19 protein-coding genes are annotated in these 21,468 nt (G+C 40.2%); 8 read left to right on the plus strand and 11 right to left on the minus strand.

The annotated features are described in order from the left end of the window. The first annotated feature begins 42 nt into the window (after nucleotides 1–42). Complete coding sequence (locus BFP77_RS10925; RefSeq protein WP_099574065.1) at nucleotides 43–1,221, plus strand: acyl-CoA dehydrogenase family protein; 1,179 nt, start codon at nucleotides 43–45, stop codon at nucleotides 1,219–1,221. A gap of 426 nt (nucleotides 1,222–1,647) precedes the next feature. Here the strand turns inward: BFP77_RS10925 and BFP77_RS10930 are convergent, their stop codons facing one another. Together BFP77_RS10930 and BFP77_RS10935 are read right to left on the minus strand one after the other, a co-directional pair. Continuing rightward, the gene (locus BFP77_RS10930; protein WP_099574066.1) at nucleotides 1,648–2,733 is read right to left on the minus strand and encodes a phosphotransferase enzyme family protein; all 1,086 of its coding nucleotides are present in this window, start codon (nucleotides 2,731–2,733) and stop codon (nucleotides 1,648–1,650) included. Further along, nucleotides 2,724–3,602 carry a nucleotidyltransferase family protein gene (locus tag BFP77_RS10935; protein WP_257212942.1) on the minus strand — a complete coding sequence of 293 codons (879 nt, stop codon included), beginning with the start codon at nucleotides 3,600–3,602 and terminating at the stop codon, nucleotides 2,724–2,726. Before BFP77_RS10935 ends, BFP77_RS10930 begins: the two co-directional genes overlap by 10 nt. Nucleotides 3,603–3,749: 147 nt before the next feature. On the opposite strand from BFP77_RS10935, the gene BFP77_RS10940 reads away from it, so the two are divergent. The 3 genes from BFP77_RS10940 to BFP77_RS10950 all read left to right on the plus strand — a co-directional run bounded on the left by BFP77_RS10940 (nucleotide 3,750) and on the right by BFP77_RS10950 (nucleotide 7,459). Further along, nucleotides 3,750–5,102 carry a Gfo/Idh/MocA family protein gene (locus BFP77_RS10940; RefSeq protein WP_099574067.1) on the plus strand — a complete coding sequence of 451 codons (1,353 nt, stop codon included), beginning with the start codon at nucleotides 3,750–3,752 and terminating at the stop codon, nucleotides 5,100–5,102. A gap of 156 nt (nucleotides 5,103–5,258) precedes the next feature. Further along, nucleotides 5,259–6,620: an oxygen-independent coproporphyrinogen III oxidase gene (gene hemN, locus BFP77_RS10945; protein ID WP_099574068.1), complete on the plus strand. Its 1,362-nt coding sequence runs from the start codon at nucleotides 5,259–5,261 to the stop codon at nucleotides 6,618–6,620. A 17-nt stretch (nucleotides 6,621–6,637) separates the two neighbouring features. Further along, entirely contained in the window at nucleotides 6,638–7,459 is an 822-nt protein-coding gene (locus BFP77_RS10950; RefSeq protein WP_099574069.1) for a universal stress protein, read from the plus strand. Nucleotides 7,460–7,461: 2 nt separating this feature from the next. Here BFP77_RS10950 and BFP77_RS10955 read toward each other — a convergent pair whose 3' ends face one another. Continuing rightward, nucleotides 7,462–8,853, minus strand: coding sequence for a Gfo/Idh/MocA family protein (locus tag BFP77_RS10955; protein ID WP_099574070.1), 1,392 nt, complete (start codon nucleotides 8,851–8,853; stop codon nucleotides 7,462–7,464). A gap of 162 nt (nucleotides 8,854–9,015) precedes the next feature. On the opposite strand from BFP77_RS10955, the gene BFP77_RS10960 reads away from it, so the two are divergent. From BFP77_RS10960 to BFP77_RS10975, 4 genes are all read left to right on the plus strand, one after another. Then, nucleotides 9,016–9,474, plus strand: a complete 459-nt coding sequence (locus BFP77_RS10960; protein WP_099574071.1) for a COG2426 family protein — start codon at nucleotides 9,016–9,018, stop codon at nucleotides 9,472–9,474. A 98-nt stretch (nucleotides 9,475–9,572) separates the two neighbouring features. Further along, complete coding sequence (locus tag BFP77_RS10965; protein WP_099574072.1) at nucleotides 9,573–9,932, plus strand: pyruvate kinase; 360 nt, start codon at nucleotides 9,573–9,575, stop codon at nucleotides 9,930–9,932. Nucleotides 9,933–10,065: 133 nt separating this feature from the next. Continuing rightward, on the plus strand, nucleotides 10,066–12,153 hold the full coding sequence (pta, locus tag BFP77_RS10970; protein WP_099574073.1) for a phosphate acetyltransferase: 2,088 nt from the start codon (nucleotides 10,066–10,068) through the stop codon (nucleotides 12,151–12,153). Nucleotides 12,154–12,159: 6 nt separating this feature from the next. Then, on the plus strand, nucleotides 12,160–13,353 hold the full coding sequence (locus tag BFP77_RS10975; protein ID WP_099574074.1) for an acetate/propionate family kinase: 1,194 nt from the start codon (nucleotides 12,160–12,162) through the stop codon (nucleotides 13,351–13,353). Here BFP77_RS10975 and BFP77_RS10980 read toward each other — a convergent pair. The 8 genes from BFP77_RS10980 to ccoN all read right to left on the minus strand — a co-directional run bounded on the left by BFP77_RS10980 (nucleotide 13,333) and on the right by ccoN (nucleotide 21,465). Continuing rightward, a complete protein-coding gene (locus BFP77_RS10980; RefSeq protein WP_099574075.1) occupies nucleotides 13,333–14,802 on the minus strand; it encodes a vanadium-dependent haloperoxidase in 1,470 nt (489 codons plus the stop codon). The genes BFP77_RS10975 and BFP77_RS10980 overlap by 21 nt on opposite strands. 54 nt (nucleotides 14,803–14,856) lie before the next feature. Beyond that, nucleotides 14,857–15,351, minus strand: coding sequence for a GTP-binding protein (locus BFP77_RS10985; RefSeq protein ID WP_099574076.1), 495 nt, complete (start codon nucleotides 15,349–15,351; stop codon nucleotides 14,857–14,859). An 8-nt stretch (nucleotides 15,352–15,359) separates the two neighbouring features. Then, entirely contained in the window at nucleotides 15,360–16,064 is a 705-nt protein-coding gene (locus BFP77_RS10990; protein ID WP_099574077.1) for a sulfite exporter TauE/SafE family protein, read from the minus strand. A 3-nt stretch (nucleotides 16,065–16,067) separates the two neighbouring features. Next, on the minus strand, nucleotides 16,068–16,511 hold the full coding sequence (locus BFP77_RS10995) for a FixH family protein (protein WP_099574078.1): 444 nt from the start codon (nucleotides 16,509–16,511) through the stop codon (nucleotides 16,068–16,070). 13 nt (nucleotides 16,512–16,524) lie between these two features. After that, nucleotides 16,525–17,943 (minus strand): cytochrome c oxidase accessory protein CcoG, encoded by a 1,419-nt coding sequence (ccoG, locus tag BFP77_RS11000; RefSeq protein WP_099574079.1) that lies wholly within the window; start codon nucleotides 17,941–17,943, stop codon nucleotides 16,525–16,527. A gap of 70 nt (nucleotides 17,944–18,013) precedes the next feature. Continuing rightward, nucleotides 18,014–18,895, minus strand: coding sequence for a cbb3-type cytochrome c oxidase N-terminal domain-containing protein (locus tag BFP77_RS11005; RefSeq protein WP_099574080.1), 882 nt, complete (start codon nucleotides 18,893–18,895; stop codon nucleotides 18,014–18,016). An 80-nt stretch (nucleotides 18,896–18,975) separates the two neighbouring features. Next, on the minus strand, nucleotides 18,976–19,167 hold the full coding sequence (locus tag BFP77_RS11010; RefSeq protein ID WP_099574081.1) for a CcoQ/FixQ family Cbb3-type cytochrome c oxidase assembly chaperone: 192 nt from the start codon (nucleotides 19,165–19,167) through the stop codon (nucleotides 18,976–18,978). Between the two features lie 96 nt (nucleotides 19,168–19,263). Beyond that, the gene (gene ccoN / locus BFP77_RS11015) at nucleotides 19,264–21,465 is read right to left on the minus strand and encodes a cytochrome-c oxidase, cbb3-type subunit I (protein ID WP_099574082.1); all 2,202 of its coding nucleotides are present in this window, start codon (nucleotides 21,463–21,465) and stop codon (nucleotides 19,264–19,266) included. Nucleotides 21,466–21,468: the final 3 nt, after the last annotated feature.

A 21,468-nucleotide genomic window follows, 5' to 3' on the forward strand; every position in this document is an offset into this window, starting at 1 on the left:
ATCGTTATATTTCTTTAATTACCTTTGATAAAAATATTTCTTATGAGACCTGATTTATTTGAAGCTCCTGATTATTATAACCTAGACGATTTACTTTCTGAAGAGCACCTTCTTGTTAGGGATGCAGCCCGCCAATGGGTAAAGAGAGACATTTCTCCCATTATAGAGGAATATGCGCAAAAGGCGGAATTCCCTAATCAAATTATAGGTGGTCTTGCGGAAATAGGGGCATTTGGACCCTACATTCCTGAGGAATATGGGGGCGCGGGCTTGGACCAAATAAGTTACGGACTTATCATGCAGGAAATTGAACGTGGTGATAGCGGTGTGCGATCTACCGCTTCCGTGCAATCTTCTTTAGTGATGTACCCTATTTATACTTATGGTACGGAGGAGCAGCGAAAAAAATATTTACCAAAATTAGCGAGCGGAGAGATGATGGGCTGTTTTGGTCTTACGGAACCTAATCACGGGTCTAACCCAGGCGGTATGGAAACGAAATACAAGGATATGGGCGACCATTATCTTTTAAACGGTGCCAAACTTTGGATATCTAACTCTCCTTTCGCTGATATTGCCGTGGTATGGGCCAAAAATGAAGAGGGTAGAATACACGGTTTAATCGTAGAAAGAGGAATGGAAGGATTTTCAACCCCAGAAACCCATAACAAATGGTCACTTAGGGCATCTGCCACGGGAGAGTTGATTTTTGACAACGTTAAGGTGCCTAAAGAAAATTTGTTACCGAATAAAACGGGTCTCGGTGCTCCTTTGGGATGTTTAGATTCTGCAAGGTACGGTATTGCTTGGGGGGCTATCGGAGCGGCTATGGACTGTTATGATACGGCACTGCGCTATGCAAAGGAAAGAGTGCAGTTCGGCAAGCCCATAGCGGCTATGCAACTACAACAAAAAAAGCTGGCGGAAATGATTACGGAGATTACAAAAGCACAATTGCTTGCTTTTAGGTTAGGTCAGTTAAAAAATGAAGGTAGCGCCACCACTGCACAAATATCCATGGCCAAAAGGAACAATGTGGACATGGCCATTAAAATTGCCCGCGAGGCAAGACAAGTGCTCGGAGGAATGGGAATAACAGGAGAATATAGCATCATGCGCCATATGATGAATCTAGAGAGTGTTATAACCTATGAGGGGACTCATGATATTCACCTTCTAATCACAGGTGCCGACATTACGGGGCATCAGGCATTTAAATAAGATAACACACTCCTTAGATTCTTTTAACACTGAACCTATAAAGAGAACGTACTTTTGAACTGTTCTACAGAACATACGTTCATATTTTTTGAGTTAGTTAAAGCCGATGTTCGCATCGGCTTTTTTCGTATCCTCTTTGTAAAAAAAGGGTATATGTCGCTCAAAAGATGTCTAGATATCAAAAAAGATGGTTTTCACCACGTTTTTCTTCAAGTTCACAACAATTAGTTTAAAATAGTAAGGAAAGAAAGTACCTTTACTATGATAATAAAAGCGAATTACAATTTTTCATTTTCATATAGTGTTCTCGTAAAAGAGTCTGATTTTAATTAATCGGACTCTTTTTAGTTTAGGAAGGTTTTTAGGGCATTCTCATTTGATAATTATCATTCTACGAAAAGTGTTTGGTAAACTTTTCTGGTATCACTATGCCTGTAGTGCCGGAAAATGACTGGCTAGAATACGTTGTATTTCTTTCTGATTCCCCCATGCTTTTTCAGAAAAAGAAAACAGACTCCTGCAACGGTCTAAATTTTGATTCTCATAAGAAACTTTATAATACCTATTATTGTTCAAGTAATCGGTCAAGGCTCTTAAACCATGGATAAAGGGCATAAAAACGGTTCCTAAAGGTAAAGATTTCAACTCCTCCTTTGTGAGAAAAGATGAATTGTCCGAGAGGCCCTTTACAAAAGCTTCAAAGAGATCTAAATCAAACGTAATTTTACCGTGGTCCTGTTCGTCTTCGGCTGCCGTATTGACAATAGTGCGTACGGCATCTCCAAAATCATAAAAAAAATAACCCTTCATAATAGTATCCAAGTCTATCAAAGAAAGGGCTTTATTGGTTTTTTTGGAGAAAAGGATATTGTTTAGTTTGGTATCGTTATGGCAAATGCGAACCTTAAGTTTATCGACTTCAGTGGCCCTTAGTTTTTGTAAGGTAATTTGCGCATAATTAATGTCGTTTTGGGCTATTTCCAGTTTAGATGAATGAGCATTTTCGAGGGCATTTTTAAACGCAGCGGACCTATAGGATAAATCATGAAATCTAGGAATAGTATTAGCATATGCCGAAGGTTTTTCATGTTGTAACAAATCATGGAATTTCCCCACTATTCGCCCTGCTTCAAAAGCTATTGTAGTTTTGGTAGTCGTATTAAATGTAGTGCTATTCGGAATAAAAGTCATTAAACGCCAGTATCCATTCATAACTTTGATATGGTATTGGCCGGAGGGTGTCGAGACAAGCTTTATTTGAATGTAGTCACGAGCATTGAGTACCTTAAGAGCGCTTGATACGTTTTGCATTAAACCATCAATATCCGCGAAAATAGTATGGTTGATACGTTGTAAAATGTATAGGGGTCTATCGGTTTTGGATACCAGAAAGGTGTCATTGATATACCCGTCAGTTAAGGTCTTCACATGAAAAGAAGCCGCGTCAATAGAAAAATACCCTAGAACAATATGTAATTCTTCTAGGGTATAATTACTATTCTCTAATTCCATAAGGGAGATGTGTACTGACCTTCCTTGGTTTTTTTCAGAAGACTTTCCATAGCCTTCTCCTTGTCGCTGGCATAGGTAACGCCGAACCATTCACTACCGGAAGGGATACATTTTACGTTTATTTCCTTGCCCTGGAGCATTTCTTGGATCATTAGCGGAATATAAAGTTCGCTGTTTGCTATACGGTCCTCGTCCTTTAAGAAGATTCTGAACTCGGATTCTATTTTGTCAAAAATCGATGCTCTACAGACCCAAAAATTCATACTGGCCTGCTCCTCTCCCGAAAATTCTAACCCCGTGTCTTCATCAAGAATAACATCGCCTTTTTGAATCAATTTTAATCGCTCTTCTACCGAAAGTAAATTATCACCTGAAACTTTACAGACACCTCTTGAAACCGATCCATGTTCAGATAAGGTGTCTTTTAAGGTATAGCCCAATAGGCAATAGTCATTTTCATTAGATTTCATAAAATCAGCTGCCTTTTTGTAGGCAGATTGCCCATAAAAATCATCGGCATTGATGACTACAAAAGGTCCGTTTATTACGTTTCTTGCCGTCCATACGGCATGTGCGGTACCCCAAGGTTTTTTACGCTCCCCGGTAAAGGTAACCCCGGAAGGTAAATCCGTAATTTCCTGTGCTAGAACATCTAATCTAATGTTTTTAGGGAGTCGGGCGCTGAGGTAGTCGTTCAAGAAAGTGACATTAGCCGCTTTCGTAATGACGACAATCTGACTGAAATCATTTTTGATGGCGTCATAGATGGCAAATTCCATGAGGAATTCCTCCTTTGGTCCTAACTCGTCAAACTGTTTTAATTTTCCATATCTGCTACCGCTTCCGGCAGCCATTAAAAGTAGTGTCATGGTTACTGTTTTAGGGTGCAAAAATAAGAATTGCTTGGCTAAATCAATTTTATTTTGGTTGTACGGCAACGAAATTAGGGTAATCTTGTAAAAGGATTCCTAAGTTTTTCATAATTTACTAATCCAAACCAACAACACTGTTTTAATATGGGTACGAGACGAAATTTTATCAGAAATACATCGATCGCAGGAGCAGGTTTATTTGCGGTTCCAAGCTTTGCGAGCAAACTTTATAGTCCAGCTGATAAATTGAATGTAGCCTTGATAGGAGTTGGATTAAGAGGAACGAACCATCTTCAAAACTTGTTGCTTCGTAAAGATATCAACGTGGTGGCTATTTGCGATATTGACCCAAAGAGGATTTCCATTGCGAAAGACCTTATCACAAAAGAAGGAGCAAAAGAACCCTTGATATTTGGAGCGAACGATTATGACTATAGGAACCTATTGGAGCTTAAGGAGGTAGACGCTGTGGTGATTTCTACACCTTGGTTATGGCACACACGTATGGCGGTAGACTCCATGAAAGCGGGTAAATATACCGGGGTCGAGGTTTCAGCTTCAAACACCATGGAAGAGTGTTGGGATTTGGTCAATACGCACGAGGCCACTGGTTCACATTTAATGATTCTCGAGAATGTAAATTATAGAAGGGACATCTTGGCCGTTCTTAATATGGTGAAAGGGAATGTTTTTGGCGAACTGGTGCATTTTAGATGCGGGTATCAACATGATTTACGCCACGTAAAGTTAAATGACGGAAAAACTGCCTACGGCAAAGGGGCAGAATTTGGTGAAAAGGGAATTTCAGAATCTAAATGGCGTACCCATCACTCCGTAAAGAGAAACGCCGATGTATATCCCACGCATGGGTTGGGTCCTATTGCGGTAATGGCAGATATAAACCGTGGCAATAGATTTATGTCCTTAACATCGCATGCTACGAAAGCAATTGGTCTGCACAACTACATTGTTCAAGTTGGTGGAAAGGACCACCCAAACGCTAAGGTTAAGTTTAAGCAAGGAGATGTTATTACGACTACCATAGATACCGCAAACGGAGAAACGATAATTATTACCCACGATTGTAATTTACCTAGACCCTATTCCTTAGGGTTTAGAGTGCAAGGTGCTAACGGATTATGGGAGGTTGATGGTAATAGAATCTATGTAGAAGGTAAATCGGAATCGCACCAATGGGACGAGGCTACCGATTGGTTAAACAAGTATGATCATCCTTTATGGAAAAAGTACGGTGAATATGCTCTGGATGCAGGACATGGCGGAATGGACTTCTTTGTATTGAATTCTTTCGTTGAATCTGCCAAAGCCAACATTGCCCCACCTATGGATGCCTATGATGCGGCAGCCTGGAGTGCGGTAACACCGCTTTCGGAACTTTCCCTTGCCAATAATGGTGAACCTCAAGATTTTCCGGACTTTACCAGAGGCTTATGGATTAACCGTAAGCCGTACAAATGGTTAAAGGAAACGTATTAAATTTTAGCAGGTGGGTTAACCCTTGAAAAGATATTACGGCTATTTTCTTTAGGACTAAAGAATAGGACTTAGTATTATAAAGGTTTGGGCTACATGACATTTATCATATTTTCTGATGCGGGGAGCTTATAGATTTGTATAAAATCTTATAGTCTTATGTGCAGCCTTGTTCAAAAATACAATGTTCCCGGACCCAGATATACAAGTTATCCAACGGTACCTTACTGGAACGTAAAGGAGTTTTCCGGTAAGAAGTGGTCGGCATCAGTACAAAGGAGCTTTAGGGTGTCCAATTCTAAAGAAGGGATAAGTTTATATATTCATCTACCTTTTTGCGAGAATATGTGCACTTTTTGTGGCTGTCATAAAAGAATTACAAAAAGACACGATGTAGAGTTGCCCTATATTAAATCGCTTTTAAAGGAATGGTCTCTCTATTTGGACCTCCTTGAAGAAAAACCCAAGGTCAAGGAACTTCATTTGGGTGGGGGGACACCAACTTTTTTTAGTCCCGAGAATCTAAAATTGCTCATCAACGAAATCTTTAAAAAGGCAGATAGAGCAGAAAATTATGAGTTTAGTTTTGAAGGACATCCAAATAATACCACGAAGGAGCATTTACAGGCATTATATGACGTAGGCTTTAAGCGCGTCAGTTATGGCGTACAGGATTACAACGAAACTGTTCAAAAAGCCATCAATAGGGTACAGCCTTTTGAGAATGTAGCTAACGTAACGAATTGGGCAATAGAGATAGGATATACCTCCGTAGTCCATGATATCATTTTTGGTCTGCCACATCAAACCATGGCCCATGTGGCTAAAACTATACTGAAGACAAAATCCTTAATGCCCGATAGATTGGCCTTTTACAGCTACGCTCATGTACCTTGGCTAAAGGGAAATGGACAAAGAGGGTATAAGGATTCCGATTTACCATCACCAGAAGAAAAACGTAAACAATATGAAGACGGTAAGAACTTGCTAGGCTATTTGGGTTATGAGGAAGTGGGTATGGATCATTTCGCCTTAAAAACAGATAGTTTGTATGCATCTTCCGTTGAAGGAAGATTGCACCGAAATTTTATGGGATATACGGCCTCTAAAACAAAATTGATGATAGGTCTAGGTGCCTCAAGTATTAGCGATAGTTGGTACGGCTTCGCTCAAAATGTAAAAAGTGTGGAAGAGTACCAACACTTGGTGGCAAATAATGTAATTCCAATTTTCAAGGGCCATCTTCTTACCAAGGAAGACCAAGTAATACGAAAACATATCCTTAATCTCATGTGCAATTTTGAAACCTCCTGGTTTAACGAGGAGATGTTTTTTGCCGACTTACCCTTTGTTTTGGATGAATTGAACGAACTGGAGCGTGACGGATTAATAGAGATAACGCCGAGACAACTTAGGGTAAATGAAGCAGGCCAACCCTTTATACGCAATATTTGTATGGCATTTGACCGTAAACTTCATGAAAGAAAACCGGAAACGCGATTATTTTCTATGACCATCTAATTTTAAATAATTGACCTATGAAAAACATAATTGTTCCTATAGATTTCTCGGACCAATCGGATAATGCCCTACAGGTGGCCGCTAGTATTGCAGAAAAAAATGACGCAACGGTCTATGCGCTGCATATGTTAGAACTGAACGAGGCTATTTTATCTTCGAGTGAAGGTTTTCATCCTGAACAGACCGTATTTCTAATTAAACTTGCCGAGAAAAGATTAGGCGATTTTTTAGACAAAACCTATTTACAGCCTATTAAAGTGGTGCCCATCATAAAACATTTTAAGGTATTCAGTGAAGTAAGTCAGGTGGCGGAAGATCATGATGCGGACTTAATTGTCATGGGTAGTACGGGAAGTGATGGGTTAAAAGAGATCTTCATTGGGTCAAATACCGAAAAGGTAGTGCGCCATTCGGATATTCCGGTCATGGTCATTAAAACCAAAATGGAACATTTTAGTCCAAAAGAAATGGTCTTCGCCTGTGATTTAAAGGAGGAAAACATACATGCTTTTCAACGTGCAAAATATATAGCCGATACTTTTTCAGCAGAATTGAAATTGGTATACGTTAATACTCTAGGAGATGACTTTTTAAGTACTGCGGAAATTCAAGAGAAAATAGCCTCGTTCTGTAGTACTGTTGGCCATGATGTGTTGATAGCGATTTACAACGACTATAATGTAGAGCGTGGAATTCTCAATTTTGCCGCGATGAGTAATGCGGACCTTATAGGAATACCCACCCATGGTCGTAAAGGGCTATCCCACTTCTTCATGGGAAGTATTGGTGAAGATGTAGCCAATCATTCCGTTTTACCGGTGGTCACATTTAAAATCTGATGCTATAACAATTTCATTTTTGTTGGGTCCCAATCTACCGGTCTGTTTTTAAAATAACTCTCGTTTGCAAGTAGTGCCGCCCCAGCAGCTCTAAGACCAAAGGTAGGGTCTTGTATTACCGCTCCGTTAGTGCGAATAGCCGTAAAGAAGTTGTTGAAATGGTCATAATGGCCTCCCTTATAATTTTGGGGAGCCTCCCAAGTGGTAGTGCCCGTACTTAGGTTGTTCTTCCGTGACTCTAAATTTTTATTGCCATAAGCGGTTTTGATTTTCTCTTGCGTTTCTTCCGTATAGGCAATAAGGGAGTAGCTTCCGGGGACTCTGCCTAGCTTAGAACGGGTTAATTTAACCTGATTCTGGCCTACCTCCATTTCACCTTCCGTGCCAATTAACTTAAAACCGCCTCCCCCGCCGTTTCCAGCAATGAAGTTTATTCTAAAAGCTGCATTGAATGCCGCATGTGTTTCCGTTTTGGGATAATCATAAAGGGTAATGGTCACGTCGGGTACATCTCTTCCGTCTTTCCAGTAGCGTAGGCCACCTGTGGCGAGTGCCCTATTTGGTCCGTGTGAACTAATTACGTGGTTTAATGTGGAAAAGGCATGAACGAATAAATCACCGGCGACACCCGTGCCATAATCCTGATAATTCCTCCATCTAAAAAAGCGTTTTAGCTCATAAGGTACTTTAGGTGCTGAGCCCAAAAAAGTATCATAATCTATGGTGGTTTTATTGGCATCTGGCGGAATGGGATACTGCCATGCACCTTCTGCGGAATAACGGTCGTTGTACATATCGAGCATAACAATATCGCCTATGGCGCCATCCTCATATAACTGTTTTGCCTTTTCGTTTCCTAAGGACGACATTCCTTGACTACCTACCTGACATATTTTTCCACTTTTCATCTGAGCCTCGATAATGGCCTGGCCTTCTTCAAATTTTTGTACCATCGGTTTTTCACAATAGACGTGTTTCCCTGCATTTAGTGCGTCGATTGTAATCTTTTGGTGCCAGTGGTCTGGTGTTGCTACAATAACAGCGTCAATATCTTTTCTTTCTAAAATTTTTCTGTAGTCCTGCGTTACAAAGATGGCATCTCCCCACAACTCTTTCGCCCTGTCAAGTCTTCCTAAATAGAGGTCACAGGCCGCAACTAGCTTAACACCTTGAACTCCAAGTGCTGCTTGCGTATCATATATCCCTTGAATTCCGGCCCCGATTAATGCAAGATTAATATGGTCGTTCGCTGTGTAATCCAGAGCATTATATTTTCTTGAAATCAGTATTTTTTCATCCTCTTGTGAAGTAAGAATAAAAGGTGATGCTGTTAGCGCAGCGGAGGTGAGTGATGCTTTTTTTAAGAAAGATCTTCTAGAATTATTTTTTTTCATGTCAAGCGAATTAGGTGGAATACTACTGTACTGTCTATAGTTCTAAAATAGGGAATTTAAAAGTATTGGCTATACACGGTTTCTTTTAAAGATTATTTATGATTTTATAAGCTGTTTTAAGTGATTTGAGACGTAATTTTACCGATTCTTAAAACAACACTAGTGATACTTGATCTTATAATAGCTGCATTGTGGAGTATTTCCCCTTTTGGAGAAGCTAAGGTGGGTATTCCCTATGGTCTTTTAAAAGGGGTGAATAGTTATGCTGTATTCCTAGTATGTTTTGTGGCTAATTTATTGGTATTCCCAATTATGCACTTTTTTTTAAAATACCTGAACAAGTCAATGCTTAAATGGGATTTTTACAAAAAATCTGCAATTTACGTGGCCAGAAAAGCAAAAGTTGGCTCTGGAGATAAAATCAAAAAATACGGCTTTTATGGCCTTATTTTCTTTGTGATGCTCCCTGTGCCAGGAACTGGAGTATACGCCGGTAGTATCGCTAGTTATTTGTTCAAAATAGAGAAGAAAAAAGCTTTTGCGGCCAATGCTATCGGAATATTCTTTTCGTCGGTCATTGTCTGGTCTACTACCTTGCTTACCATGAAAGGTATGGGCTAATACCCAGAAATCTTGACTTTACAAATTTTGTGAATAAGTAAGTGCGGTCTTTCTTCCAAGAACCCTACACTGTTTTTAGTTTAGCATCTTTTTTATATATGGATAAACTTAAGATAGGAGATAAAGTCTATAATGTTGCCAAAGACGGGTTCGATGATTTTGCACGGTATTCTTTTTCGGAGGTTGTGGCACTTACCGAAACTTTGGCCGTTTTAAAAAATGGAGTACGATTGGTGAATAGACCTAAACCATCCTACATCATAGAAGATGTAGGTTATTCCGTTTCCAGAAAAAAGGGTACGCATTGGCATATCGTTTCCTTACAAGCTATTAGGAATGCTCAAATAGAAAATGAAAAAATTAAAATACATGAATGGTTTGCTTCCAAAGAGTTTACTTTAGAGGAGAAACGGCAAATTTTTGAAAACTTGAATGCGTCCGTAGTAGATGTAAAATAGTAGTAGGTAATCAAATATATAAATCTACTAGCTTTAATTACCTATAGGCTTTTTACTTGTTTTGATTCTGATTGTTGTACTTCAGTGTGGCAAAAACCATATCTTTATTTTTTCAAATCAGTACCTTCGAATAATGACAAAAGCCCTTTATGTTGCCACATTAGAATCCCACAGCGGTAAATCTTTAGTTGTTCTTGGTTTAATGCAACTTTTGCTAGGTAAGATGGCTAAAGTAGGCTATTTCAGACCTGTTATTGATGATGTGGCGAAAGGAAAAATTGACAATCATATCAACACGGTAATCTCTCATTTTGATTTGGATATTAATGCCGAAGATGCTTATGCTTTAACGCAAAGTCAGGTCGTAGATATGTTCAATGATGGTAGACAAGGGGATATTCTAGACATTATTATCGCAAAGTTCAAACAGCTGGAAGAAAGGTTTGATTTTATTCTTGTAGAAGGAAGTGATTTTTCTAGTGACGGTAGTATTATCGAATTTGATTTGAACATTGATATTGCAAAAAATCTGGGCACGCCCGTTATTTTAATAGATAATGCTAAGGGTAAAGCTCTTGAAGAGTTTTGTGGAAATCTAGAATCTGCGGTAAATACTTATATTCAAAAAGGAATAGAAATTCTAGGGGTAGTGGCCAATAAAGTGCGTCCGGAAAATACGGATGTGGTTCACAAAAGGCTACTTGAAGAATTGAAGGATAAAACGATTCCGTTTACAGTTCCGAGGGTTAAAAATCTATCGCACCCAACATTACACGAGATTTTAGAATCCCTTGATGGGAAAGTGCTTTTTGGAAAAGAGAATTTAGATAACCAGACGGGAAGTTTTGGAGTAGGGGCCATGCAGTTACACAATTACTTAACGCATCTTAGGGATAATAGTTTGGTCATTACCCCGGGAGATCGGTCGGATATCATTCTTGGTGCGTTGCAGGCCAACCTTTCGGATAATTATCCTACCATCTCTGGTATTGTGCTTACCGGAGGCATTTTACCGGAACCATCTATCATAAAGCTTTTGGAGGGTTTTGAAACCCATGTTCCTATCATCTCCGTGCAGCAGGGGACTTTTGAGACTACCAATTCCGTAGGTAATATTAAATCAAAGATCTATGCGAAAAGTAAGCAAAAGATCGCTACATCAATAGCACTTTTCAACACCCACATTAATGGTGAGTTATTGCTAGAACGCTTAAAAACGTTTGAACCCAAAAGCATTACACCAAGAATGTTTCAATACAATCTACTACAACGGGCCAAGACACAAAAGAAGCACATTGTATTGCCAGAGGGAGAGGACGCACGCATATTGGAAGCAGCTAGTGAACTAAGCGGTTTAGGAATCGTAGAGATAACGCTTTTGGGAGATCCAGAAAAAATAGAGAAAAAGGCCATGCAATTGGGGATAGATATTTCTCACCTTAATTGTATTGACCCGGCACGCTCTCCAAACTTTGAAAATTATGCGGAAACCTTTTGTGAACTTAGAAAGCACAAAGGGGTCAATATGGACGTCGCAAGGGACACCATGCTAGATGTCTCTTATTTTGGGACTATGATGGTGTATCAAGGACATGCGGACGGAATGGTGTCCGGTGCCGTACATACCACCCAGCATACCATAAGGCCCGCGTTACAATTCGTGAAGACCAAACCGGGCATAAAGGTAGTTTCTTCCGTATTTTTTATGTGTTTAGAAAATAGGGTGTCCGTCTTCGGTGATTGCGCCATAAACCCTAACCCAACGGCGGAGCAATTGGCTGAAATTGCAATCTCTTCAGCTGCTTCTGCCGAAAGATTTGGTATTAAAGCAAAAATCGCCATGCTATCCTACTCCTCAGGAAGTTCTGGAAAGGGCGAAGATGTAGACAAGGTAAGAAAGGCAACCGAAATCGTAAAAAGTGAACATCCTAGTTTACAGATAGAGGGTCCCATACAATATGATGCTGCAGTAGACCCCTTGGTAGGTAAAAGTAAGTTGCCGGATTCTTTGGTGGCCGGACAGGCCTCTGTACTCATATTTCCGGATTTGAATACGGGGAACAACACCTATAAGGCCGTGCAGCGAGAAACAGGTGCCCTAGCTATTGGGCCAATGCTTCAAGGACTTAATAAACCGGTAAACGATTTAAGCCGCGGTTGTTCCGTGGACGATGTTTTTAACACGGTAATCGTTACCGCCATCCAAGCACAAGAAAGTTAAAATCCTATGCAGATACTGGTCTTAAATTCAGGTAGTTCGTCCATTAAGTTTCAGATTATTGAAATGCCTTCCGAAATAATTATTTGTAAAGGTCTGGTAGAACGTATTGGGCACAACAACGCGAAGATACATTACACAACCAAGGCTATTTCGTTGTCCGAGGAAAAAGCGGTTTTTAGTCATAAGGAAGGATTAGAAGCAATAACAACGCTTTTGATGGATGCGGATAATGGGGTATTGAAAACAGCGGAAGAAATTGCTCTAGTCGCCCACCGTGTGGTACATGGTGGGGACCGTTTTAATAAACCTGCCAAGATTGATGCATCCGTGCTTGCCGAAATTGAACGTTTGTCAATATTGGCGCCCTTACACAATCCCGCTAACGCCACAGGAATAAAAGTAGCGGCAGAAATCTTTAAGAACGCCGTTCAAGTTGCTGTGTTTGATACGGCCTTTCATCAAACGCTTCCCGAAAAAGCGTACCGCTATGCCATACCCAAAGCGCTTGCCGATAGGGAGCATATTCGGGTATATGGTTTTCATGGCACAAGTCACCACTATGTTTCTGAAAAGGCTATTGATTATCTGAACACATCAGCTTCTAGAATAATAAGCATTCACTTAGGAAATGGCTGTAGTATCACCGCTGTTAAAGATGGAAAGAGTGTGGACCATTCCTTAGGTTTTGGACCCACCAACGGACCCCTAATGGGAACACGAAGTGGTGATATTGACCAATCCGTAGTTTTTTTCCTGATGGACAGTCTTAAAATGTCTTCCCAAGAAGCAAACGAGCTGTTGCAAAAGCAAAGCGGCCTGTTAGGAATTACAGGATATTCCGATTTAAGGGACGTACAAACACAAGCAGCAAACGGCAACCAAGACTGTCAATTGGCACTGGATATGATGGCCTATCGTATCAAGAAATTTATTGGTAGTTATATAGCGGTCCTTAATGGTGTTGATGCCCTGTTATTTACAGCGGGTATCGGTGAAAATTCCAGTTTACTCCGTGCCATGGTCTGCGAAAATATGGATGGCCTAGGAATTAAAATCGATTTAAAAAAGAATCAAAAACGTACCGATGGTATTCAGGAAATACAGCATGAAGACTCCCGGGTAAAGATTTTGGTCGTGCCTACAAATGAGGAATTAGAAATTGCGAAACAGGCGTTTGAATTAATTCATCCCATTTCCTAGATGTTTATTGTAAAACTTCCAAGTTTCAGTGGCTACATTTCTACCTAATTCCAATCCAGCGACATTATCGGCTTGAATGTGGTATCCGCCCATTACCCTTGACATACCGGCCATATTTGCTGCTTCGGTAAATGTTGGAAATGTTATTATAACAGGTTCTCCAAAGTGTTCAGCATCCGTTTCTGTAAGGGAACCAGGAATCAATTCTACTTTCTCTCCAAAATAATCATCACCAGTGAACAGACGCAATGCTTCTCCACAGGCCCCGCTAATTGTGCTATGCCCAGAAGTATAACTTGGAAAAGGCGGACATAGGAAAACATCCGGTGAGTACGGCCGCCATTTTTGCCCCTTCATTTTAATGGTTCCCTTGCCCGGCCCTCCCCATGCTTCTATGATTTGGTCTTGATAGTAGTCATGAACCAATGCGTAAGGTCTAGCATAATCATAGAACATTTTGGAATCCCATGATGCTATAAAGGCATCCATTGCGGTAATTTCGGTCAAGAAATATAATTTTACATCTTTATCTAATGTATGCTTATCTCTACGGGAAACATCCTGAGCGAACTTTAACCAATGCCCCGCTTGTTGTACGGATTGGGGTCCATCACGCATAAATTCTACCAACGCTTTATCTTCATCCGTAAGGTTCGCTTGAAGTTCAATTACTTCTTTAACTTCTTTTTTTAGTTGTTCGGAGCCGACCATGGGAGGTGGTCCCGGCCGGAATTGATCTGCAGATTCTAGTGCTATTGGTTTTACTAATTGCCAATAAGGGGTAAGACAGCCTGGAGCGTATTGACCTCCTTTGCCATCCGAAAAATATTTTGGTTGCCATCGATTAATATCCTTGTTTTCATCAGCTGAATTAATGGGACTATAATTGGTGTAATCAAAATAGGGCTCGCCATTTGAACCGGCTACGTCACCGTATTGATTGCTCCCATCTTTCTTTCTTGCTTCAATAACTGCCCGTGCGGCTAAGTTTCCGATACCTTCTGGCGTATTCGGGTCCAGAGACCTGTTATTAGGGTCCAGCCCCAATTCCCTCATAAACTTTTTAAACATTTCGGTATCAGAATAGTAATATTCTTTCATCGTGCCAAAAGCGGCGTAACTAATCGCTATTTCCTTGTTCCGCAAAATCTGTTCATCAAGTGGCCTTCTGTGGACCTTGCTTAAGTAAACGGGAATTGCACTTTTATCATAGCGAGACCACGCGTCGAAAATTGATATGAAAATCAGTCCCAAATATCTTGATGTTATGGTAGGGCGGGGTTTAAATTTTTCAGTATCTGAAGCCGTTGCGTCCAAGGCCATTTTACCCCATTTATAGGCTATATTTTCTGTTCCTGTTGGCTCAGTGGTAACAGTAGTCTGGGCAGAAAGCACAGAAGAAGCTGTAAGTGAAAATAAAATAAGTAGTAGGCTTAAAAAGCATTTCATGATACTATCGTTTTTTAAGGATTTTAATATAAAAATAAGAAGTTTACTGTTTTTTTAAATTTTAGAAAGAACTTTCATCATAAACCCATATAATTCCTGCATTTGAGGTTTCCCTTTCCGTTTACCCATCCTACCCAGTACATAGAGTACAAACCATAAAAAGACCATAAAGACCATTAATCCTATTTGTAAGTCATATGGTTTATTCAAAGCGGCACTAGAATAAGCCCATATCGCCAAAATGACAAATACGGTTGCTACTGCAAAATGCAAAAACATAAAGAAGGTCCAAAGTGTGGGATTGGGACCAAATACCCCGTAGAGTTTACAGTTGTTTTCATCTATTTCATCAATTTCTAGATGTAGCTGAGGTGACCAAAAATGATGCTGTTCTTGGTTGAATTTTATAAATAGATGCTCATCTACACGTTTTACCAAAAACGGTGGCTTTTTAGATTGCTCAAAATTGGAAAGTACGTTGTCCTTAGGATGGGATAGTTCCAATTGAAATCTTGGACGTAAAACAATATCATTAGGTAATACGCTCATGACCTAGTTTAAGGATGACATTCTATTTGAGAAGAAACTAGTGCTGACACAGGTTCTGGGGAAACATAAGGAATACCCAGTCCCAGTCCTCTCAGAATAAATAGGATTCCCATGGCGATAATAAAAACCGGAATGAGTTTTTGAACACGTTTTTTTACTCCACCTTTTAAAAAACTGCTAAAATATATGGCTGTAGTCATTAAAGGTATGGTACCCATTCCGAATAGGATCATGAATACACTTCCTTTGGCGATATCTCCCATGGCTACTGCTCCGAACACTGCCATGTACACCAACCCGCAGGGAAGAAAACCGTTTAGGATGCCTATGGTTAAAAAAGTGTCCGCGGTCTTCTTTTGCAGTTCTTTGCCTAATCTTGTTTTCACTTTTGATATCCATCTATAAACCGGTTTAGAAAGATTATAGTTGGTCAATGTTCTTGTAGGTATCAGTACTAGGACAATCATTAGAACGCCAATGCCAATAGACAATTTCTGTTGTAAGCCAAAAACATAAAGGCCTTTTCCTAAAAGCCCGAACAGGAGGCCAATTAACCCATATGCAAGTAGTCTTCCGGTATGATAAAGTAAGATTTGACCAAACTTCTTTATCGGGTTATTTCTTTCCACAGGAAGCATAAAAGCGATGGGTCCACACATTCCAATACAGTGCAGACTTCCCATAAAACCCAATAAAATGGCTGTTAAGAGCATCTATTAATAGGTTATTCTTTCTTTTTGCAAATAGGAATCTTCATTGATTTTCCAATTTATTTTAATGTCCCAGCGACCATCTAACAAACGTTTGTCAGGTATGAGCAAATGTGTATTGGATAAACTTATGGGTAAGTCAAAATCCAATTGTTTATTAGATGGTCTGTATAGGGACACTGTTCCTTCTAGTTCCTTTAGATCTATGGTTTCCGGAAATATCAGAAGTAAGCCTTCCGCTGTTTTTTCGATTAAGATTTTATCGGCATTATTCGCATTTACTTGCGCATTTATTTCAGTTTGATGATTCAATGCATCCTTGTAATAATCTTCTGTGACCAAATCATGGTTAGATCTGTTGTCCATATTCATTTTAAAAACGAAAAAAAGTATGAACGAGATAAAACCAATAAAGGCCAATACTACTCCGGTTCCCCAATTTATTTTCATAATATTATTTTATTTATTTGTAACTCCTTGGTGCCATAAAGGCGCATAGTGTGGTTTCAATCAACTTATCACCGCTGTAAACGCCTACCTTAACTTTTTCCTTATCGCTTTTAACCGCGGCATTATCAATTTCTATAAAGAGAGTGCCCTCTGCTAGATCCTGAGCAGGTACTACAAAGTTTTTGGTGCGTACCACTTTTACAAGTCCTTCATGTGAAAGGAGCCTAAAATTAACATCGGGGACCGCCTCTGTAGTCTTGTTCATTAGTTTGTAAGTGTATACATTACTAATAATATCTCCTTCTTTGTGCTCGTACAATTGTCCTGGCAAGCGTAATATATTGGCTTCTAAATCATTCCGGAGAAACAGCATTCCTGCCAGAACGCCTATCAATATGAATAGAACAGCGGTATATCCTTTAAGTCTGGGCGAAAATTTAAACTTCTCCTTTTTGGTGATTTCATCTTCACTTGCATACCTGATCAGGCCTTTTGGAAGGTTTACTTTTTCCATGATAGTGTCGCACTCGTCAATACAGGCGGTACAGTTTACACATTCTAACTGTGTTCCATTTCTAATATCTATCCCTGTAGGACAAACATTGACACATTGAAAACAGTCAATACAGTCGCCGTGACCTAATGCCTCCCTATCTTCGTTTTTCCGCCATTTTTTTCGCCCTTTTTCTGCTTCGCCCCTTTTATGGTCGTAAGCGACGACTATAGATTTATTATCCAATAAAACGCCCTGCATCCTTCCGTAAGGGCAGGCGATGATGCAGACTTGTTCTCTAAACCATGCGAAAACGAAATAGAACACTGCGGTAAAAATCAATAAGGAGATAAGTGTGCTCCAATGCTTAAAAGGGCCATCAGTGATGTAGCTCATGAGCTTGTCACTCCCAATTAAATAGGCCAAAAATACGTTTGCAATGAGGAAGGAAATGATAAAGAAGATCAGTCCTTTAAGGGTTCTTTTTTTTATTTTTTCTGCATTCCAGGGTTGTCTGTCCAATTTTATTTGGGCGCCGCGGTCTCCATCTATCCAATATTCAATCCTACGGAACACCATTTCCATGAAAATGGTCTGTGGACACATCCACCCACAAAAAATACGGCCAAAGGCAACCGTGAATAGCGCAATGAAAATAACACCGATGATCATGGAAATTACAAACAGGTGAAAATCTTGCGGCCAAAATGGAAAACCGAATATATTGAAACGCCTTTCCAGTACATTGAACATTAGAAACTGGTTACCATTGATTTTCACGAATGGGGCCGCCAAAAGAAAAATCAATAGCACATAACTAACATATTTGCGATAGGTATAGAATTTACCACTAGGTTTTTTAGGGAAAATCCAAGCACGTTTTCCCTCCTCGTTTATAGTTCCGATGGAGTCCCTAAAATTTTCTTGACCTTGTGCCATTACCTAAATTGCATTAAACTACGATTACACAGCTTTTTGAAAAGCCTAATGGTGTCTTCTCGTAAAAAATTTATGGATTTTCTACCCAAATATCTCCTTCCGGTGCTTTTGGATTGGCAGGTGTGGTTCCGTTAATTTCTGTGAGAATATAGCTAGATACCTGCGCCATTTCCGCAGGCTTTAAAATCTGTTTCCATGCCACCATTCCTTTACCATCTCTACCTCCTTCGGATATGGTGTTGAACACATTTTTGATGCCACCACCAAGAATCCAGTTCTGATCAGTGAGATTAGGGCCAATACCACCGCCACCATCATCCATATGACAGGCTACACAATTGTTCTGAAATATGGTCTTTCCGGCGTTTATATCAGAAGCATCAGTTAAGAGTTCAACGGTATTTACATCCACAAGGTCTTTAGCGGTTCTCTTGTACTCTTCAATCGCTAATTGTGCTGCAGCCACCTCCTGTTCATATTCTAAATCTTGGTCATAGCCATTGAATACATGGAAGCGCGCCAAATAGATAACCCCAAAAATGATGGTAGCATAGAACATGTACACCCACCAAGGCGGTAGTTTGTTATCCAACTCGCGTATGCCGTCATAGTTATGGTCAAGAATTATTTCTCCTTCTGCTTCAATAGGTTTTGACCCTAACAACTTCTTGTAGGTCTTTTTGCCCCAAGTCCATTCCCATCTTTTGGATGATGCCGCTAGATATTTCTCTTTAGCCTCATCCGATAAGGTTTGGAACACAACGTTCTCTATAGATGCAAGAATAAGCTCTATGGCGATCAATAGCACTAATATAAAAACCAAGAAGGCGGCTGCCATAGGAAAAGCTATGAAGGCGGGTTGCTCACCGGAATCTATAAAATACTCCATCAATCCAAAAATGGTAAAGAAGAGAAGTGGAATTCTAATCCACCAAGGTGACATATTTTTCATCTGTATTTGTTTTAAAGTTTTTAGTTGTAACGAAAAGAGGCATCGTAAAACAGAAAGGTCCTAAAGTGCCAAGCCTCATTTCATAACTCTATGTTCTGTTGGTTCTTTTGGTCCAATGGCAATTCACTAACTTCTTTTATGTACTCCTTTGATGCGGTAAACACCCAAGCGAAAAGCACGACAAAAAAAATGAAGAAAATTAAGAGCGATAACATGGGGTAGGTGGCTATCCCATCAATACTTTCCATATATCCTTTTACAAATTTTAGCATAACGGTATCTTGTTTAAAGTTTTGACATTGGATTTGAGATGTAACATAAATTCTGCGTTTTATCTAACATCTTAAATCCTTGGTCCATTACGTTGTTTAATTGTTTTCTGACAGTAACTCGTTGGTTTCTTTTATTTTAATATCTGTCCCCAAGCGTTGCAGGTAGGCAATCATGGCCACGATTTCCCTATCGCGCATTTCCACAAATTGCTCGCCATTTTCAGCGGCCGATTTTTTGTCCGCCTCATAACTTTTGGCAAAATCGGGATCGGTGTACAAGTTCTTTTCAATTTGAGTTGCTTGTTCGTTCATATGCTGTTGCGCATTGGCAATATCCTCATCTGTGTAGGGAACGCCCAAAGCGACCATTGCTTCCATTTTTTTCGCTACATTATTACGGTCATGTTCGTTTCGTACGAGCCACGAGTAGGAGGGCATTATGGAGCCCGATGAGGTACTTTGCGGATCATACATATGGTTTAAGTGCCAGTTATCGGAATATTTGCCTCCGACCCTAAGTAAATCCGGGCCAGTACGTTTACTACCCCATAGAAATGGATGGTCATAAACAAATTCTCCTGCTTTGGCGTATTCTCCATAACGTTCTACTTCACTACGGAACGGCCGTACCATTTGAGAGTGGCAACCCACACAACCTTCTCTAATATAGAGGTCCCTGCCTACCAACTCTAATGGGGTGTAGGGCGTTACACTGGTGATGGTCGGAATGTTCGATTTCACTAGGATGGTTGGTACAATTTGGATGATACCTCCTATAAGAATGGCTACTGTAGCCAAAATCGTTAGTTGTATAGGTTTACGCTCTAACCAAGTGTGAAAGGTTTCTCCGGCTGTTCTTCTTTTGGATACCCTAGTCAAAGGCGCAGCCTCCGCTAACTCATCCTCCACGGTTTTTCCTGACCTTATGGTCATTACAATATTATATACCATGACCAATGCACCAATAATATACATGCTGCCACCAATGGCACGCATCCAGTACATGGGCATAATTTCATTTACGGTTTCCAAGAAATTACCATAGACCAACGTGCCATCAGGATTAAAGTCTTTCCACATGAGTGCCTGTGTAAATCCGGCTACGTACATGGGAAGTGCATATAATATAATACCAAGGGTACCGACCCAAAAGTGGAAATTTGCCAAACCTGTTGAGGCAAGTCTTGTTTTGAACATTTTGGGAACCAGCCAGTAGATCATTCCAAAGGTCATAAACCCGTTCCAAGCTAAGGCTCCAACATGCACATGGGCAATAATCCAATCACTGAAATGGGCAATAGCGTTTACGTTTTTCAAGGACAACATAGGCCCTTCAAAAGTTGCCATACCATAGCCGGTAATGGCCACAACCATAAATTTTAAAGTAGCGTCCGTACGTACCTTGTCCCAAGCTCCTCGTAAGGTAAGTAGCCCATTGATCATACCTCCCCAAGAAGGTGCTATTAACATGATGGAGAAAGCGACTCCCAAATTCTGTGCCCAATCCGGTAAAGAAGAATACAACAAATGGTGCGGTCCTGCCCAGATGTAAATAAATATTAAGGACCAGAAGTGAACAATGGATAATTTGTAAGAGTATACCGGTCTGTTGGCGGCTTTAGGCACAAAATAGTACATTAAACCTAAGAACGGTGTGGTTAAAAAGAACGCTACGGCATTATGTCCGTACCACCATTGTACCAATGCATCTTGAACGCCGGCATATACCGAGTAGCTTTTTAACGCGCTTACGGGAAGCTCTAGACTATTGAAAATATGGAGTACTGCAACGGTAACGAATGTGGCCAAATAGAACCAAATAGCGACATATAGATGGCGCTGTCTTCTTTTGATCATTGTGCCTATGAGATTTGCTCCAAAAGCTACCCAAACCAAGGCAATGGCAATATCAATGGGCCATTCTAGTTCTGCATACTCTTTAGAGGTCGTATAGCCTAATGGAAGGGTTATCGCCGCGGCAACGATAATTAATTGCCAACCCCAAAAATTGAAGTTGCTTAGAAAATCACTGAACATTCTAGCTTTCAATAAGCGTTGTGTGGAGTAGTACACCCCGGCGAAAATGGCATTCCCTACAAACGCGAAAATGACGGCATTGGTGTGTAAAGGTCTTAGACGACCAAAACTTAGCCAAGATATACCGTCGGTAATGTTGGGAAACATAAACATAAAGGCCAGTAAAAGGCCAACGGACATTCCTACAATACCCCAAAGCATTGTAGCATAGATGAACTTTTTTACGATTTTGTTATCGTAATAAAACTGTTGTACTTCCATAGT

This window comes from Maribacter sp. 4U21 (assembly GCF_002742365.1).
Classification (GTDB): domain Bacteria; phylum Bacteroidota; class Bacteroidia; order Flavobacteriales; family Flavobacteriaceae; genus Maribacter.

Excerpts from the sequence above, each read along its gene's own strand:
- BFP77_RS10925 (WP_099574065.1), top strand. The coding sequence starts at position 43 with ATGAGACCTGATTTATTTGAAGCTCCTGATTATTATAACCTAGACGAT.
- BFP77_RS10930 (WP_099574066.1), bottom strand. The coding sequence starts at position 2,733 with ATGGAATTAGAGAATAGTAATTATACCCTAGAAGAATTACATATTGTT.
- BFP77_RS10935 (WP_257212942.1), bottom strand. The coding sequence starts at position 3,602 with ATGACACTACTTTTAATGGCTGCCGGAAGCGGTAGCAGATATGGAAAA.
- BFP77_RS10940 (WP_099574067.1), top strand. The coding sequence starts at position 3,750 with ATGGGTACGAGACGAAATTTTATCAGAAATACATCGATCGCAGGAGCA.
- hemN (WP_099574068.1), top strand. The coding sequence starts at position 5,259 with ATGTGCAGCCTTGTTCAAAAATACAATGTTCCCGGACCCAGATATACA.
- BFP77_RS10950 (WP_099574069.1), top strand. The coding sequence starts at position 6,638 with ATGAAAAACATAATTGTTCCTATAGATTTCTCGGACCAATCGGATAAT.
- BFP77_RS10955 (WP_099574070.1), bottom strand. The coding sequence starts at position 8,853 with ATGAAAAAAAATAATTCTAGAAGATCTTTCTTAAAAAAAGCATCACTC.
- BFP77_RS10965 (WP_099574072.1), top strand. The coding sequence starts at position 9,573 with ATGGATAAACTTAAGATAGGAGATAAAGTCTATAATGTTGCCAAAGAC.
- pta (WP_099574073.1), top strand. The coding sequence starts at position 10,066 with ATGACAAAAGCCCTTTATGTTGCCACATTAGAATCCCACAGCGGTAAA.
- BFP77_RS10975 (WP_099574074.1), top strand. The coding sequence starts at position 12,160 with ATGCAGATACTGGTCTTAAATTCAGGTAGTTCGTCCATTAAGTTTCAG.
- BFP77_RS10980 (WP_099574075.1), bottom strand. The coding sequence starts at position 14,802 with ATGAAATGCTTTTTAAGCCTACTACTTATTTTATTTTCACTTACAGCT.
- BFP77_RS10985 (WP_099574076.1), bottom strand. The coding sequence starts at position 15,351 with ATGAGCGTATTACCTAATGATATTGTTTTACGTCCAAGATTTCAATTG.
- BFP77_RS10990 (WP_099574077.1), bottom strand. The coding sequence starts at position 16,064 with ATGCTCTTAACAGCCATTTTATTGGGTTTTATGGGAAGTCTGCACTGT.
- BFP77_RS10995 (WP_099574078.1), bottom strand. The coding sequence starts at position 16,511 with ATGAAAATAAATTGGGGAACCGGAGTAGTATTGGCCTTTATTGGTTTT.
- ccoG (WP_099574079.1), bottom strand. The coding sequence starts at position 17,943 with ATGGCACAAGGTCAAGAAAATTTTAGGGACTCCATCGGAACTATAAAC.
- BFP77_RS11005 (WP_099574080.1), bottom strand. The coding sequence starts at position 18,895 with ATGAAAAATATGTCACCTTGGTGGATTAGAATTCCACTTCTCTTCTTT.
- BFP77_RS11010 (WP_099574081.1), bottom strand. The coding sequence starts at position 19,167 with ATGCTAAAATTTGTAAAAGGATATATGGAAAGTATTGATGGGATAGCC.
- ccoN (WP_099574082.1), bottom strand. The coding sequence starts at position 21,465 with ATGGAAGTACAACAGTTTTATTACGATAACAAAATCGTAAAAAAGTTC.